Genomic DNA, 15,267 nt, shown 5'->3' on the forward strand with positions numbered 1-15,267 from the left:
CGTCAGTCAACCCGTCTCAGGCCCATCGCCTCCAGTGCCGCCACCAGTGCGTCCATATCGTCGTAGGGCATGAGGTGGACGCGCGGCCAGCGGACGCGCTCCACATACAGCTTGCCCTCGTCGTTGATCTGCACCGGCGTGCGGTAAACCCACGTGTCGCGTGCGCGATGAACAACGGTCTGCACATTGCCATCCCCTTGCTCCAGCAAAAACATCCCTGGCCTGAAAAGGCGCTGTTCAATGGTCAGCGGTCTGGCGGAGCGCACGTTGTCAGCCGAACGCGTCACCTCTATCTCAACGCGATAATCCGCTTTGATGTACACCTTGTCATTCGTGATGCCTGCCAGGACAAGCTCTCCTGGATCCTGCATGACGCCCCTCGACAGCCCCGGCGCGACGTCGACGACCCGCAGGCCGATTCCGCCTTCCAGTTCGGCAATGCCGGGCACAACACCCTGATAGATATTGGAATGGCTGTTGCCAACCAGAGCGATCCACTTGTGTGAACCCATGACCTCCTGATGCTTGCGAATCGTGCGTGATGCAAAGTAGTTCATCATCTGCTGGCGCGTAATGGTGTGTTCCCTGGCAATGCCTTTGAGGTGGTAACTGCTCGCGCAGTCGATGGCCCGTATTTCCAGCCCATGCTGTCGCGCCTTGACGACCAGTTGTTCGAAGTTATAAACCCTGCCCGGATCGGTGTGATGCCCGCGATCCAGAACTTTCAGGTCGTGAAGCAGTTTTTTGCTCATCTGGCCGGTTTCGAAAAAGCGGTCAAGGTCTGCCTGGTGCAGATCAGTCAACATGTGCTCCATGTACAGCGTCTTTACATTTTGCTGTGCCAGCAACGGCAGGTTGTCGATGATCAACTTCTTGCTGGCGATAGAAAAGTGCGACTCGCCGACAACGACGCCTTCAGATTGTCTGTACAGGTGTTCAAGCAGCTCGGAGGTGCTTGTCCGCGCCGCGATGACAGGCAGCACAGGACGAGGCGGCAGCGGTATAGCGCTGATTGCGGAAGCATCCTGTTGCAAGCGATTGCGGTGCACGGCGAATGTATTGCGAACGGACTCGAATTGCGGATCACCGAAGAAATACTCCATATCGAGACCTTTCTTTTCGAAGTTCGCCAGGGTGTGAAAGGTCGTTCTGGTCTCCAGCGGCATGTCATAGGTCGCATCGGTCAGTGATTGCTGGATCGCTGTCAGCGGGCTGTCGGCGACCCAGTCTTCAGGAGGCACGCGCAGCCAGGCCTCATCCTGGCCCTGGACAAATCCGTACTGGCCCGCCCAATGCTCGCCATCGGCAATATCCGACGGGCTTCCCAGTTCGCGCATCAGCACTTCATCCAGCGGCGTGACGGGGGGCAGCGGGGCTGCAACTATTGCCGGGTCGGAAAACGCTATGGTGAAGTCGCAGTGAATAGGCGTTCGTTCGTCAGTCGGCATGCCGGTGTCCTGCCTGATGCGGGTCGGACGCCCTGCCGGGATATCCTCGATGTGCACGCTGACCGCGCCGTTCAGCTCGGCGATGCCGGGCACCTGGTCATGCGTCGTGGCAAGTTTCTGATCAAGCAGGGCCACCCAGCGCCTTGCGGAATCGGGTGCGATGTCGTGGCTGATGAGTTTATGTCCGAAGAAGTTGCTCATTTTCAAGGCGGCTGCCGGATCGTTGGCAGCGCCCGACACCGGATGGCCTAGAAACGGGTAACTGAGCGACGAACTGAAAGGACGCACCTCGATCCCGTAACGATGAGCGGCCTTGATCAGGTGGTAGTAGTCATACTCGGTGCTTGAGTTGTTCAAGGCGCCGCGATTGGTATCGCGCAGGTAATACTTGAGCTCATGAGAGCCGGAGCGACTCTTGTTGCCGAGCTTGCGGTATCTGGCGAGTTTGGGCAGGTGCTTGTCGGTCAGTAGATGTTCGATGTACAGGATCTCCACACGCTGCTCTGCCAGCAATGGCATGTTGAGCAGCAGCAGGCGCTTGCTGGCCACGGACTTTGGTGCCTCGCTGAAAACCAGCCCGTTGTTGTGCGTAAAGATGTGCTTGATCAGCGTGTCGACGCTACCCGGCAATGGATAGGCAGGCAGTGGCGGCCTGGGCGGCGGGGAGAACCTGGCAAAAAAATCCTGGGCATCCTGATAGAGCTTTTCTCGCAATGTGGTGAAGGTTTGGCGTATGTCGGTGAGGTAGGTCTCGAAATAGACTTCCAGTCCTGCGCCGGTAGGGTCAAATACTTCCTTGCTGATAACGACGTCCAGATGCGCTCGCATGGTGCTTGGCATTTCGTAGTCATTCAGCGTGTCTGTGGAAGTGCCCGCTGCTTCTTCAGGCAATCTTCGATAAGTTCCCGCGTCGTCCAGTCCTCCGCCACGCAGACGCTGCCGATCAATGACCAGCCACTGTCCCTGATCATTCAGGCGAACGGGCTGTTTGCCGAAGAACGCGAATGGATTGGCCGGGTCAATGATCTGCCAGCAGCCCAGATGCGTGTTGTATTGAACCTCGAAGGTCTGGCCGGAAAGGCCGATGTAGCGTTTGCCGTTGAGCAGCACCACACCCCTTGCGTGACCCTCGGTGATGCGTGGCAGGTTATCCAGCGAAATGTCGACTGCCAAGTCGGTGCGCAAACCTGAGGGCGCGCGAGGCACGGCATTTGCAGACGGGAGGAGCGGCTGCCAGGCCCCACCGGCTTCCCGCACAGCGAACTGACCGGTTGCCATCGGAGGCGCAGAAGCAAAGTGGCTGGCATGGAAAACCGCAGCGTGGCCGTTGGCGTCGGGCTTGCCGATCAGAAATACCTGCTCCTGCAATTCCACCGGGTAAAGATCTTCGTAACGCGGCAGCGAGGACTGGCGCTGGAACGAGCGCAATACCGGTGTTGTTTCATGACCGTGTTCAAGCTGATGCAACACACCGCCGAAGCCTTTCAGGCCCACCAGCACGTCGCTGCCTGCGCCGATGCCGTTGAACAGTGCCGACAGCATGTACGTCGTGGCGCGCTCCTGGTCGCCTTCGGTCAGTGCGGCCAGGGCCTGCCCGCTGTCATGCAGTGACAGCAGGCTGCCAACCGCAAAGCTTGCCGGCGGGAACGGCAGCGTCAGGGCGGTGGCAATTATTTCCACGCTGACCCAGATCAAACGGGCCAGCATGTCGTTACGGCCCGTGGTGGTCTCTTCCACATCACGCAGCCTGCGCTCCAGCGGTCGGTTGAAGCAGGTGTCGGCAAGGTCTGCAATGAATGCCTTGGGAATGACCGGGGGTTTGTTGGCATTGCCTTTCTCCATGTCGCGCAGGAAAAACGACAGGGTCCGGCGCGCCTTTATCCGGCAGCGATCCTTGTAGTAATCGATCATGCCGGCGGTGCTCAGCGAACGTATAAAGTCGCTAAACAGGCGGAACTCGAAGCCATCAGGCGCCTGCGGTGTATAGAGCAATGCAGCGTGTCGAGTCTGCGTCGGCAGGACCACCAGGCACCCCTGCACGGTTTCGATGTGGGTAAGCAGCGGGCTTGGAATGACCAGTTGGTCGATGTCGGTCAGCCCCGAGCCGATCAACGGTTTGTCGATATGCAACTGCAGGGGGTAGAACGGGTATTGCTCGCGCGTGACCAGGTCATTGAGGTGCGCGTGGTCCAGCGACTGCTTCAGCCAGGTATATTGCGACGCTTCAATGTGGCCTTTCATAACGCTGCGCAGCGCGGCGGCCTTCATCTGCAGTTGGTTGATCAGTACGCTGGCCTGACGGCGATCGGTGTAGCCGGCGGTTTCAGCGTTCAGCAGTGTATTTCTGACCAGCGCAATATAGTCGTCCGCCAGCCACTTGCCGCGCACCGAGCCTGCCACCACTGCGGGCGACAGTGCGCTGAGGTCAAGCCCGTCCGGGCCACTGAAAGTTGCCTGGGTTTGTGCGGAGGCGCGGACAGGGTCGATGCTGTCGTTGTAGCCGTTGAGCAGCATCTCGGTGTAGGTCAGGGTTTCGCGTTCACTGGTGATCACGATCAGGTCCGGGTCCACCGAGCCTGCCGGTACATTCAGTAATCTGGCGATCTGCTGGCTGGCGCGTTGATGGACGTAGTCCTTGAACGGCTGGGCGTGCGCGTGTGGCTGAGCCTGATAGTTGTCGAGGGCTCCGCCAGCGGCTTGCTCAAGGGCCAGCAGTTCCCGACGCTGCGCGCGGCTGGCACGCACATACCAGTCCGGAGTATGGCTGGCCTGCCTGGAAAGCAACACGCGGGTCTGTTCCTCGGTGAAACTGTGCAGGGCCGAGTCGCAATCCGCATGATCGATGAACTGGATGAAGTTTTTCGACGGCTGAGGTTTGAGTGCCAGGGCCGTCAGTTGCTCTGCCAGTGCGGGGCGTGCATCCACTTCCACCTGATCGAGCAGGTAGGTGCACATGGAGGGGGATGTGGTCCAGCCGACCAGCTCGTGCAGTAACTGGGTTTCAGTGTCGAAGGCTTTGAAAGACTGTTGTCCGGGTGCATCGGTGGCGACCATGATCAACCGTTGCGTCTGGCCCTGGGCGTTCTGTTTGCGAAACACCAGCAATCTGGCCATTACGTGGCGGTCGTTCAATTTGATCTGTTGCACGCGCAAGGTGGGGTCAGGGGTAGCCGCCGTCGGGCCGGTCAGCGCTGCGACAGTGGCGAAATCATCGCGCTGGATATGCCCTTGCATCTTCGCGGCCCAGCTCAGCGTCGTCAGCCGGATTCGCGCCAGTGCGCGCAGCATTTGCCGGTTGTGCTCTTTCTGGTAGGCCTTGCGTTGAAACTCGCCAAACCCTGCGCGCAGATCGAGCTCGTCAATCAGTCCGGCGAGGTAGGCCGGGGTCAAGTCTGAGTAGACAGCGTCCAGCGGTTTGCCAGCAAAAGTAATGACGGTATGGTCAAGGAAGTCCGAGCCTGCGATCTCGTCGTCGGGGTGCAGGCCATAGAGCGCCAGCTCGACCAGCGAGCATGTTACGCGGTAGGTCTCGCTCGTCGACGGCAGCGTGCGACGTGTATCGACGGTCAACGCGCGCGGGTCCAGATCATGGCCCAGGTCGTCGGCAAGCCTTCTGCGTAATTGCGTTTCGGCGAACTGCTCCGGTGAAGCGGCGCTGCCCAGTACGCTGAGCATCGCGGTATGCGCCGCATCGTAGCGCCGCAGGTGCTCGGCATAAGTCTGCAAGTCGTCTTCGCTGGCGATCTTCATCCAGTCCGGCAGCTCTCGATGGTACTGGCGTTGTCTGTTGGTCAGCTCCCGCAGTTCAAGCATGGCGGCCGGGCCGAACAGGCCGGGCATGCCGATAGCTTCCTGAATCAGCAACTGGCGTTTCTGCCGGTCTGCCACGTCCGCTCGTTCGCAGGCGTAACGGGTGTCATTGCGCTGCTTGTTCAGCAGCCTGTCGAAAGCATGGACGAAGGGGGCTGTCGTAACCGGTTGCAACTGCACATCGGCAGTCGTGAACGGTTCGAGGTACAGGTCGGCGTCCTGAATTATCCCGGTCAGCCGGTCCTGGTAACGCTTCTCCAGGTTATTCAGCAATGCACCCCGAAGCGTTGGCGTGTTGAGCCAGCGCGCCAGTGTCGCAAGCATTACGGCCTGCGTGTCGAAGCCGATAATGCCGAGCCCCGGCAGCATCAGCAGCGTACGTCCCTGGTCCTGTGACATTGCCAGCACACCCGCCATCTCGACCTGTTCGTCATCGTGCAGTTGCACCCGCAGCGACGAGTAAGTGAGCGCCGGGCCGGACGAGTCCGGCAGGCAGGCAAGATAGCCACTCTCCAGATCGCGCTCGTGAATCCTGACGCAGGCCTCATCACGCAAGGCGCGTTGCAAGGCAGGAACAAGGCGGTCACGACGGCTTTCGCCGGACTCGCCGGGGTCCGTCCAGTAGTCATCGATCTGTTGCAGCAGGCTGAAGATTTCCAGTTCACGCTCGGAAACGTCAGAGCCGTCGAGGGCCGTCAGCAAGGCATCTTCAGGACCGGGCAGCGCCTCCAGTTCGGCGGCCAGAAGGGTGCGCAGTTCGTCGAGCCTGTTCAGTGCAGCGGCTGCGGCGGGCCTGGTATAGGCGGGCGTCAGCGGTACAGGCGTCAGAGTCTGGGGGGCGAGGGCTAAGGGGGGCAGTGTTTGTGTCATGACAGGCTTTCCATTGCGCGCTTCGGGCGCTGAGGTTTGAACGCCGACCTTCGGGCCAGCGACGATGGGCCTCAATTAATCAGAAGCAATGGGTGGCGAGTCGTAGATAGTTATTGATGCTGGGAAAGAGACATTTCCTACACCGTCTGGCGGGCACCTCCCGGCGACATTTCAGCGCGTCGAGCCAATCCTTGGTCATTACGTTATAATCCCGCCCTTTAGCTGCCCTCAGCCCGCTGTGCGGGGGCACACCTTTTCCCGGGCGCTATGCGCCTGCATGCAGACTAAAGAGGCTAGACCCTAGTGGCATTGACGATCCTTGGCCTGTCCGGCGCCCTTAGCCATGATCCTTCCGCAGCGCTCTATATCGACGGCAAGCTGATCGCAGCAGCCGAAGAAGAGCGCTTCGTTCGTGATAAACACGCAAAGAACCGCATGCCCTACGAGTCGGCGAAGTTCTGTCTGGAACAGGCAGGCATCAAGCCTTCGGACGTCGACGTGGTCGCGATTCCGTTCGCCCCGATCAGCCTGTTCGGCAAGGCCCGCTGGCATTACGCCAAGCGTTACTGGTACGCACCGGATCGCGCCCTCGATGCGCTGTTGATGGGCAATCGCCGTTACAAGCGTTATCGCAACAAGATTGTCTGGTGCCTCGAACAACTGGGCTTCGATCCGAAAAAGATCAAGATCGAGCCGGTCGAGCACCATCTGGCCCACGCTTCGAGCGCGTATCACTGCTCGGGTTTCACCGAGAAAACCGCGATCATGGGCATCGACGGCAAGGGTGAGTACGCCACGACCTTCTTCGGCTACGGCGAAAACGGCAAGATTCACAAGATCAAGGAGTTCTTCGACCCTGACTCGCTGGGCGGTCTGTACGGGGCGATTACCGAGTTTCTCGGTTTCGAGATGCTCGACGGCGAATTCAAGGTCATGGGCATGGCACCGTACGGCGATGCCAGCAAGTACGATTTTTCGCGTCTGGCAACGTTCGAGAATGGTGAACTGATCATCAACACCGAATTGGCCAACGTCATCGGTCTGCGTCGCTATAAAGAGAACTGCAAGGGCTTCTACTTCTCGCCGAAGCTGATCGAATGGCTCGGCCCGAAACGCGTCGGTGACGTGGCCGACGAACCCTACATTCACTATGCTGCGAGCATGCAGGCGCTGTTCGAAAAGCTCGCGTTGCAGATGATGGACCACTACCTGGGTGACATCCTCAAGGAAACCGGCAAGATCGCCTTCGCCGGGGGCTGTGCGCTGAACGTCAAGCTCAACCAGCGCATCATCGCCCGTCCGGAAGTCAAGGAACTGTTCGTGCAGCCTGCGTCCGGTGATGCCGGTACGGCAGTGGGTGCTGCGGCCTATGTGTCCCACGCGCGCGGTGTGCCGGTCGAGAAGATGGAGCACGTTTACCTCGGCCCGTCGTACAGCAACGAGGACGTAATCGCCGCCTGTGCACGCCACCCGAGCAAGCCGGTCTGGCGTCAGATCGACAACACGCCGGAGCGGATTGCCGAAATCATGGTCAAGGGCAACCCCGTTGCCTGGTTCCAGGGGCGCATGGAGTTCGGTCCGCGCGCCCTGGGCGGGCGTTCGATCATCGGTTGCCCGAGCGTGACCGGCGTGGCCGACCGTATCAACCATCAGATCAAGTTCCGCGAGCGCTGGAGGCCTTTCTGCCCCTCGATGCTCGACACCGTCGCCCCTCAGATGATCAAGATCGACCATCCGGCACCGTTCATGACCTTCACCTTCGAAGTGGCTGAAGAATGGAAGACCCGTGTTCCTGAAGTCGTCCATGAGGACGGTACTTCCCGTGCTCAGGTGCTCAAGCGCGAATACAACCCGCGCTATTACGACATGATGAAGGCGCTGGAAAACCTGACCGGTAACGGTGTGTCACTGAACACCTCGCTCAATCGCCGTGGCGAACCGATGATCTGTTCGCCGACCGATGCGCTGAACATGTTCTTCGGCTCGGACCTCGAGTACCTGATCATGGAAGACATCCTGGTGGTCAAAGAGGGCGTCGAGGCTTATGACACGCTCGGCTGAACGTCACGTGCTGCAGTTCTGCCACGGCTATGACGGGCCGTTTCTGGACTGCGCACGGCAATACGCCAGCCTGTTCGCCGGCAAGGGCTATCGGGTGACGACGGTGTTCCTGACCGGTGCAGCCGACCCGGATGTCGTCGCTGATTGTGGCTCGGACGACGTACTGTTCATGGAGTACAGCTCCAGTGCCATTCGCGGCCTGAAGCTGGGGGCCATCCGTGACCTGCGCAAGATTGCCGCAACGCGTTCGTTCAGTTTCTGTATCGCGCACCGCTTCAAGCCGGTGTACATCGCATTGCTGGCGACGAAGCTGCCGGTCATCGGCGTGCATCATGCGTTCGGTGACTATCGGCGGCGCAGTCGCAAGCTGTTCGCCAACCTGTTTCGTAAACGCCTGAGCCTGCTTGGCGTGTCCGATGCGGTTCGCGATGATATGCGCAACAGCCTGCCCAAGTGGCCGGCCGAGCGCATTCAGACCCTGTATAACCGGATTGATGTCGAGCAACTGCAAGGCAGTCAGTTCTCCGCTGAAGATGCCCGCGCAGAGCTGGGCCTGTCCGTGTCAGCATGGATCGTTGCCAATGTCGGTCGTCTGCATCCCGACAAGGATCAGGCCACGCTGTTGCGCGGTTTCGCCGAGGCTTTGCCCAATCTTCCCGAAAACAGCCAGTTGGTGATTCTCGGCAAGGGACGCCTGGAAGAAAACCTCAAGGCGCTGGCGCTGGAACTGGGCATCGGCCCGCAGGTGCTGTTTCTTGGGCAGGTTCCTGACGCGCGTCGCTACTTCAAGGCATTCGATGTGTTTGCCTTGAGCTCGGACCACGAGCCTTTCGGCATGGTCTTGCTGGAAGCGATGGTGGCCGGTGTACCACTGGTTGCAACGTCCTGCGGTGGCGCGAAGGAAGTGGTCGAAGACGTTGGTCTGCTGTTCCCGCTGGGCGATGTTCATAGCCTTGCCCACGGCCTGGTGCATATGGCCGGGCTTGACGCCGAGCAGCGTCAGGACTGCGCCGAACGCATGCTGCTGCGCTTGCGCGAACGCTTTTCCGATCATGCCGTACGCGATGTCTTCTGGCGCTTGCCACACGTCTCCAGCCTGACAGCGGGGGCCTGATGCTTAATCGATTCAAAGGCTGGCGCGAGCGTGGCTGGGTGCAGATCGATGCGGCTGCCTACGCCCAGGCATGGCAACGGTTGGGTGGCAGCGTAGCCACTCACCCGCTGGTCGTTGCGCGGCTGTCGGCGTTTTCCGGCATCGCCGTGCGTTATCTGGCCTGGGAGCAGGGCGGCGAAGTGAAGGCAGCGATCGCCACCTGGGGACGCTCGCTGGCGCTGTCCAAGGACGAACTCAAGCGTCATGGCAAGAAAGGCCTGTTCGATCTGGGGAATGCCGAGCTGATTCTGCCCGTCGCCGACGGCATACAGGTGCCGGTCCGTCATCGGGCTCGCTATGTGTCTTCGCTCAATGAGGGCCGTATCAGCACGTTCAAGCCGCAGGCTGAATCGTTGGCAATGGCGCGCACGCCCGAAGAGTTGTCGAAGAAATTCCGTTACAACCAGCGCCGCGAGCTTCGTTTGCTGGAAGAGGCTGGCGGTACGCTAAGACCTGTCAGCGAGTTCAGCAGCGCCGAGCTGGCGAGCATGTATTGCGATCTGTTTCAGCGTCGCTGGGGCTTCGAAGCCACCGGTGCTCGACACAAGGCCGAGGTCATCGAGTTGCTGCGCGATCTGCTGGTCGGCTCGGTGGTGTTTCTCAACGATGCGCCCATTGCCATTCAACTGGTGTATCGCGTCGAGGCGCCACAGTGGGTCAGCGTCGAGTATGTCAACGGTGGCGTTGATCCCGAGACCCGGGATTTCAGTCCCGGCAGTGTGCTGAGCTTCTTTAACACCCAGTCTGCCTGGGAAGATGCGCGTGCTCTGGGCAAATCACTGCGTTTTTCCTTTGGTCGTGCCGACCGTGAGTACAAGGACCGATGGTGCAACCCCGTTCCGGTGTTCCAGATTTGAGTCGCAAGCAGCAATTGCTCAAGCGCCATCGCCGTAACAAGCGGCTGGCGTTGCTGGGTGGGCTGTTGCTGCTGATCGTTATCGGCGTGCTGGTGGCCTGGTGGCTGGCTCCGGTGCTGGCCGTGTGTGCATGGGTCGCTCATGAGGCCTGGTTTGCCGATCATCTGTTCTATTCGCCGGCTGACGACTATCAGTACAGCTTTCCGGCCGACAGCGAAGTGCCAGGCGTCCGGCTGGACGGCGGCACGTTGTTGATGGACCCCGCTGTGCAACTGAGTGGCGACGAAACCTTGATACTGGCGTTGACGGTCAAAAGCACCTGGCTCGGGCGCTTTCTCGATCCGGTCGTCGACCTGCAAGGGCAGGACTTGAGCGACCAGCAGGCGTTCGAACGCGGTGTCTGCGGGGTGCGTTATCTGAACCTGAGCGGGCTCGGCGGGCCGCTTGCTGCGGGTGTGCTGCAACTGCGCGGGCGTCGCTGTCGTCTTGCCGGTACGCCAAGGCTCTGGCTGTTTCGCCAGCCGGATGCAAGACAGCAGCGCGTCATGGTCATCGCACCGCATGCAGACGATGCCGAGCTGGCCGCTTTCGGGCTTTACAGTCAGGCCGGGGAGGCGTGGATTGTCACGCTGACCGCCGGTGAGATCGAGGCCGAACATTATCGGCAGATGGGTATGGAGCGCGCCGAGGCTGCGCGCATGAAAGGCCGCTTGCGCGCCTGGGACAGTATTGCCGTCGCCCGTTGGGGCGGTGTGCCTGAGTCGCACTGTGTGCAACTGGGCTATTTCTGCCTGCAACTGCCCGCCATGCAGGCTGCGCCGGATACGCCGGTCGGCTCGCGTGAGGCGGATCTGAGCGATACCCGCTTGTTCCGTCAGTTCAATACGCTGCCCCTGCCGGGCGATGATGGCCAGCCGACCTGGAACAATCTGCTCGCCGACCTGCGCACCTTGATCCTCAAGGCCAGGCCGCAGGTTATGGTCATGCCGCACCCGGCCATTGATCCTCATCCCGATCATATCTGTGCCCAGGCCGCCGTGCGTGAGGCGCTGGTTGGGCTCGAATGGCAGCCTGACGTAGTGCTCGGTTACGCCAATCACCTGCATGACAACGATCGCTGGCCAATGGGCGATGCCTACAGCGGCATCAGTCTACCACCCGTTTTCGATGCCAGCCTGCCACTGGTGCCGTACAGCCTGCAATTATCGGTTGCCGCCCAGCGAGACAAGGCAATGGCACTGGGCATGATGCATGACCTGCTACCTCCGATGCCGTTCAAGCGCCGCGTACGCCGCGCATTGCAGCGCCTTCTGGCCGGTCGCCGCTGGCCAGCCGAGGGCGAAAACGAATTCTTCCGCAAAGCTGTGCGACGACACGAGTTGTTCTGGTACAGCCGTGACCTCTGATTCAGCAGGCGCAGTACTGCAAGGAAAACCATGAAAGTTCTACTTCTGGTCCAGAAAGAGCAGCGTGCGATTCTGGACCGTCTCTACGACGGCATTGCGGCACATTGCGAGTGCGAGGTGCGCTGGCTGAGCTCCGGCGAGCAACGCAATCTGCGTGGCTACTTCCGCCGCGAGGTGGATGTCAGCCGCTATGACCGGATCGTGTTTTTCCTGCGTTTCAAACAGGAAGTGCGCCAGGTCGGATTCATTCGCACGATCCCCAATCTGGTTATCCTTGAGCACGATGCCTACCAGAACTACATTCCTTGCAAATACACCGGCAAGTTCAGCGCGCACTATCGCAAGCTGCCCTGGGCGCGGGTGATCTGTTCGGGGTTCATGGTCAGCGAGCGTCTGCGCCAGGAAGGTTTCGACGCAGTGTTCGTGCCCAAGGGCTATGACCAAAGCCTTTTGCAGTTGCAGGCGCGCGAGCGCGACATCGAACTGGCCTTTGTGGGCAGTACCAACAGCGTTGCGTACAGCGGCCGCAAGGCATTGCTGGACGAACTGGGTCAGGTCGAGAATCTGCTCGTCACGCGGACCAAATCCGGCGAGGAGTATTGCGACACCCTGAACCGCATTCGCTTTTTCGTCAGTGCCGATGTCGGTATGGGCGAATACATGATCAAGAACTTCGAGGCCATGGCCTGCGGCTGCGTGCTGCTGGCCTTCGATCAGGGCGCTGAAGAAAACCGCGCGCTGGGTTTCGTCGACATGCACAACATCGTGCTCTACCGCGACATTCCCGAGCTTCGTGAAAAGTTGGCGAAATTGCGCGAAAACACCCTGCTGGCCACTGAAATATCCCGTAATGGGCAGACTTTGGTCGAGGAACGCTTTACATTCCATGCCCTTGGGAAAGCCATCGTCGACGCCATGCATTCGCCACTGCGCAGCATGCCGACGGCGACCTGGGTCGACCGTCTGCGGTCACGTTTGGGATGGTAATGGCTTATGAATATTCAATGATTGGGAACGAATGATGGTATTCAGCGAAAACAGCGACATCACGCTGGTCGTCACCAGTTGCGGTCGATTCGACTTGTTGAAGCGTACCCTTGAAACGTTCGACCGTTTCAACACTGCGCCCATACGCCACGTGCTGATTACCGAAGACTCGGGCGATGCCCAGGTCCAGGCCTGCATTCCCGAGCACTGGCGTCCGCATACGCGCTTCCTCATCAACAACCCAAAGCTGGGGCAGATGCGTTCTGTCGATGCGGCTTACTCGTTGATCGAAACGTCCTGGGTCTTCCATTGCGAGGATGACTGGGACTTCTACCGCCCGCATTTCATCGAGGAGTCGATGACGCTGTTGAAGCGCGATCCTCAGGCATTGCAGGTCTGGTTGCGCAGCTACAATCATGATCTGCGTATTCACAGCCCTTATGTCTATCTGAACGAGCGTGAGCTGGTCGAAGGTATCCCGTTTTACAAGCTGGGTTCGCACAAGCCAGAGTGGCAGGGTTTTTCTTTCAATCCCGGGCTGCGCCGTCTGGCTGATTATCAGCAACATGCGCCTTATGCCGAGCATGGTGGCGAGAAGAAACTTTCACAATTATTCGCTTCGCAAAACCGCTACGCTCTGATTCTGGAAAATGATGCCGTGTTGCACACCGGGTTCGGTGAGCATGTGGTGGTGCCGCAGGAACGGCTCGACAAACAGCGTCGCAAGCGTCGGGATCGCGTCAAGCTGATCATCGCTGTGCTCGCGGGTCTAGTAACAGGCTGGTTGCTCAATAATGTCAGTTAACCAAATCGGAATCCCCGGCAGCAAGGTGCAGACGTACTTCACTGCCGCGATTGTTGTGTTTCTGCTGAGTTTTATCCTCAACCCGTCAGCCAAGATCACCAACAATCTGTTTTATGCGCTTACGGCTTTGCCCGGCCTGTTCTTTTTGATCAGGTACCGTGGCGCTGGCGTGTTCGCAAAGCCGCTGGGCATTGCCTGGGTGGTGTTCATGGCGTGTTTTCTGGTGCCGGCGCTGCAGGCGCAGGAGTTCCAGTATTACAAGCATATTGTCTACGTCAGTCTGTTTGTCTTTGTTGTTGCCGGGATCACCGACAACGGCTTCTTTCGGCGCGGCGTGTTCGTGCGCGGCATGTTCTGGGCGGTCTGCCTGTATATCCTACTGAGCAGCATCTACGCCTGGGTGACCGGGAAGTTCGAGTTTGGTCAGCGAGTGGCAATTCTCCCGGCACGAATGGAGAACGTGATCTACTCCAGCGCCTGGCTGGTTTGCAGCCTTGCGCTGGCATTACCGCTGTGGGCAAGAGAGCGACGCTGCATCGAAGCGGTCTGCGCCATCCTGGTCACCCTGGTGATAACAGCCTTTATTGTTCAGACGCGCACCGCGCTGGTGGGGGCGGCCTTTCTGTTTGCCGCTTGCACAGCGTATTCGCTTTACCGCTTCCCGTTGCGCACGCTGGTAGCCTTGCTGGTGGCAGGTGTTGCAGCGGCGATAGGCTTCTGGATCGTGAAGGACGAGCAGTGGGTCGCTCTGCTGATGCTCCGAGGTGACTCTTACCGCATCGAGCTGTTTGAAATCATGACCGGCGAGTGGCGACGTTGCGGCTGGATGCTGGGCTGTGGTGTCGACTTCTACACCACGCGGACCCTGACCGGGGGGATACCTATCCAGCACCCGCACAACATTTTCGTGTCGTTGGGGTTGTACACAGGCGCGGCTTCACTGGTGATGTTTCTGGTGGTCATGGCAATGACGCTGTGGAACGCATTGCGCAACGGTGATGCGTGGGGGCTTTACCTGGCCTGCGCGCTGGTGATGCTCAACTTCGACGGCGGCCAGTTGGTCGGTAACCCGGATGAGCTCTGGGTGCTGGTGCTGCTGCCGGCAACGATGGTACTGGGACGAGTGGTGCAGAGGCATCGGCTCAGGCATCAGCAGTAGCATCAACAAAATGGCCGCTTCCAAAGCGGCCATTTTTATGGGGCCGTTTACTGAACAGCCTGAGCCAGTTCAGCGGTGTCGCAAAGGGTCTGGGCGCTCATATAGCCGTCCAGGAAGGCAGGATTGCCGTTATCCAGCAGCCATTGACGATCTTCCTGATAGCGCAGCATGTGTTTGAAATTGCGCAGGCGAAGGCTTTTGCGCAGTGCGCGGCGATAGGTTTTCATGTCGGCAATGTCAATCAGACCGAGGCTGCCTTCCGGCGTGAGGATCACGTTGCCAAGGTGGGCCGAGCGAAAGTAGATGCCCTTTTCGTGCAATCCGGCGATGAAGCTTCCCAGTTGCCTGCGCAGCTTGTCGTCGGCCAGCGCGCTGCCCAGCAGCTGGCGCAGGGTGTAGCCGGCCAGCGGATCATAATGCACGGCATCGCGCTCGATCTCGGCGATGCGGCAGACAGTGCGCACATGAGGGCAGGGGATGGCCCGATTGGCCAGTGTCACACAATTGTCTGCGAAGCGTCGGGCATAGGGATACCAGGCTGCCGAGCTGACAAGGCGTTTGCGTCGAAACAATTTCAGCATGGAGCCGTCACGCAGACGTAGTACTTTGTCGCCCGTGCCGTCGGCTTCAAGCACTTCGGCACCTTGAACCAGTTCAAGGTAATGGGCGTGGTCAAGCGCTTGCATCGATACTCCGGTTTTTACGCCCCAA

The 15,267-nt window shown here is 59.6% G+C and carries 9 protein-coding genes; 7 read left to right on the forward strand and 2 right to left on the reverse strand.

Annotated features, from left to right (window positions below; genetic code table 11):
• Positions 1 to 2 precede the first annotated feature (2 nt).
• Positions 3 to 6,128 carry a membrane-targeted effector domain-containing toxin gene (locus MME58_RS02270; RefSeq protein WP_055005443.1) on the reverse strand — a complete coding sequence of 2,042 codons (6,126 nt, stop codon included), beginning with the start codon at positions 6,126 to 6,128 and terminating at the stop codon, positions 3 to 5.
• A gap of 303 nt (positions 6,129 to 6,431) precedes the next feature.
• On the opposite strand from MME58_RS02270, the gene MME58_RS02275 reads away from it, so the two are divergent.
• Genes MME58_RS02275 through MME58_RS02305 form a run of 7 tightly spaced genes read left to right on the forward strand, consistent with a single transcriptional unit; the run spans position 6,432 to position 14,556 of the window.
• Entirely contained in the window at positions 6,432 to 8,189 is a 1,758-nt protein-coding gene (locus tag MME58_RS02275; RefSeq protein ID WP_055005444.1) for a carbamoyltransferase family protein, read from the forward strand.
• Positions 8,173 to 9,303: a glycosyltransferase gene (locus MME58_RS02280; protein ID WP_054986113.1), complete on the forward strand. Its 1,131-nt coding sequence runs from the start codon at positions 8,173 to 8,175 to the stop codon at positions 9,301 to 9,303. The genes MME58_RS02275 and MME58_RS02280 overlap by 17 nt, the downstream gene beginning before the upstream one ends.
• The gene (locus tag MME58_RS02285) at positions 9,303 to 10,199 is read left to right on the forward strand and encodes an antimicrobial resistance protein Mig-14 (protein ID WP_055005445.1); all 897 of its coding nucleotides are present in this window, start codon (positions 9,303 to 9,305) and stop codon (positions 10,197 to 10,199) included. Before MME58_RS02280 ends, MME58_RS02285 begins: the two co-directional genes overlap by 1 nt.
• Complete coding sequence (locus MME58_RS02290) at positions 10,196 to 11,605, forward strand: PIG-L deacetylase family protein (RefSeq protein WP_055005446.1); 1,410 nt, start codon at positions 10,196 to 10,198, stop codon at positions 11,603 to 11,605. Before MME58_RS02285 ends, MME58_RS02290 begins: the two co-directional genes overlap by 4 nt.
• 30 nt (positions 11,606 to 11,635) lie before the next feature.
• Positions 11,636 to 12,592 (forward strand): glycosyltransferase family protein, encoded by a 957-nt coding sequence (locus MME58_RS02295; protein WP_055005447.1) that lies wholly within the window; start codon positions 11,636 to 11,638, stop codon positions 12,590 to 12,592.
• Between the two features lie 31 nt (positions 12,593 to 12,623).
• On the forward strand, positions 12,624 to 13,397 hold the full coding sequence (locus MME58_RS02300; RefSeq protein WP_054986116.1) for a glycosyltransferase family 2 protein: 774 nt from the start codon (positions 12,624 to 12,626) through the stop codon (positions 13,395 to 13,397).
• Positions 13,387 to 14,556, forward strand: a complete 1,170-nt coding sequence (locus MME58_RS02305; RefSeq protein ID WP_054986117.1) for a hypothetical protein — start codon at positions 13,387 to 13,389, stop codon at positions 14,554 to 14,556. Before MME58_RS02300 ends, MME58_RS02305 begins: the two co-directional genes overlap by 11 nt.
• 47 nt (positions 14,557 to 14,603) lie before the next feature.
• Here the strand turns inward: MME58_RS02305 and MME58_RS02310 are convergent, their stop codons facing one another.
• On the reverse strand, positions 14,604 to 15,242 hold the full coding sequence (locus tag MME58_RS02310; protein ID WP_054986118.1) for a protein kinase family protein: 639 nt from the start codon (positions 15,240 to 15,242) through the stop codon (positions 14,604 to 14,606).
• Positions 15,243 to 15,267 lie beyond the last annotated feature (25 nt).

Source organism: Pseudomonas syringae pv. tagetis (assembly GCF_022557255.1).
Taxonomy (GTDB): Bacteria; Pseudomonadota; Gammaproteobacteria; order Pseudomonadales; family Pseudomonadaceae; genus Aquipseudomonas; species Aquipseudomonas caricapapayae.

Bases quoted from the DNA above. Each gene is read 5' to 3' on its own strand.
- MME58_RS02270 (WP_055005443.1), bottom strand. From the start codon at position 6,128: ATGACACAAACACTGCCCCCCTTAGCCCTCGCCCCCCAGACTCTGACG.
- MME58_RS02280 (WP_054986113.1), top strand. From the start codon at position 8,173: ATGACACGCTCGGCTGAACGTCACGTGCTGCAGTTCTGCCACGGCTAT.
- MME58_RS02285 (WP_055005445.1), top strand. From the start codon at position 9,303: ATGCTTAATCGATTCAAAGGCTGGCGCGAGCGTGGCTGGGTGCAGATC.
- MME58_RS02295 (WP_055005447.1), top strand. From the start codon at position 11,636: ATGAAAGTTCTACTTCTGGTCCAGAAAGAGCAGCGTGCGATTCTGGAC.
- MME58_RS02300 (WP_054986116.1), top strand. From the start codon at position 12,624: ATGATGGTATTCAGCGAAAACAGCGACATCACGCTGGTCGTCACCAGT.
- MME58_RS02305 (WP_054986117.1), top strand. From the start codon at position 13,387: ATGTCAGTTAACCAAATCGGAATCCCCGGCAGCAAGGTGCAGACGTAC.
- MME58_RS02310 (WP_054986118.1), bottom strand. From the start codon at position 15,242: ATGCAAGCGCTTGACCACGCCCATTACCTTGAACTGGTTCAAGGTGCC.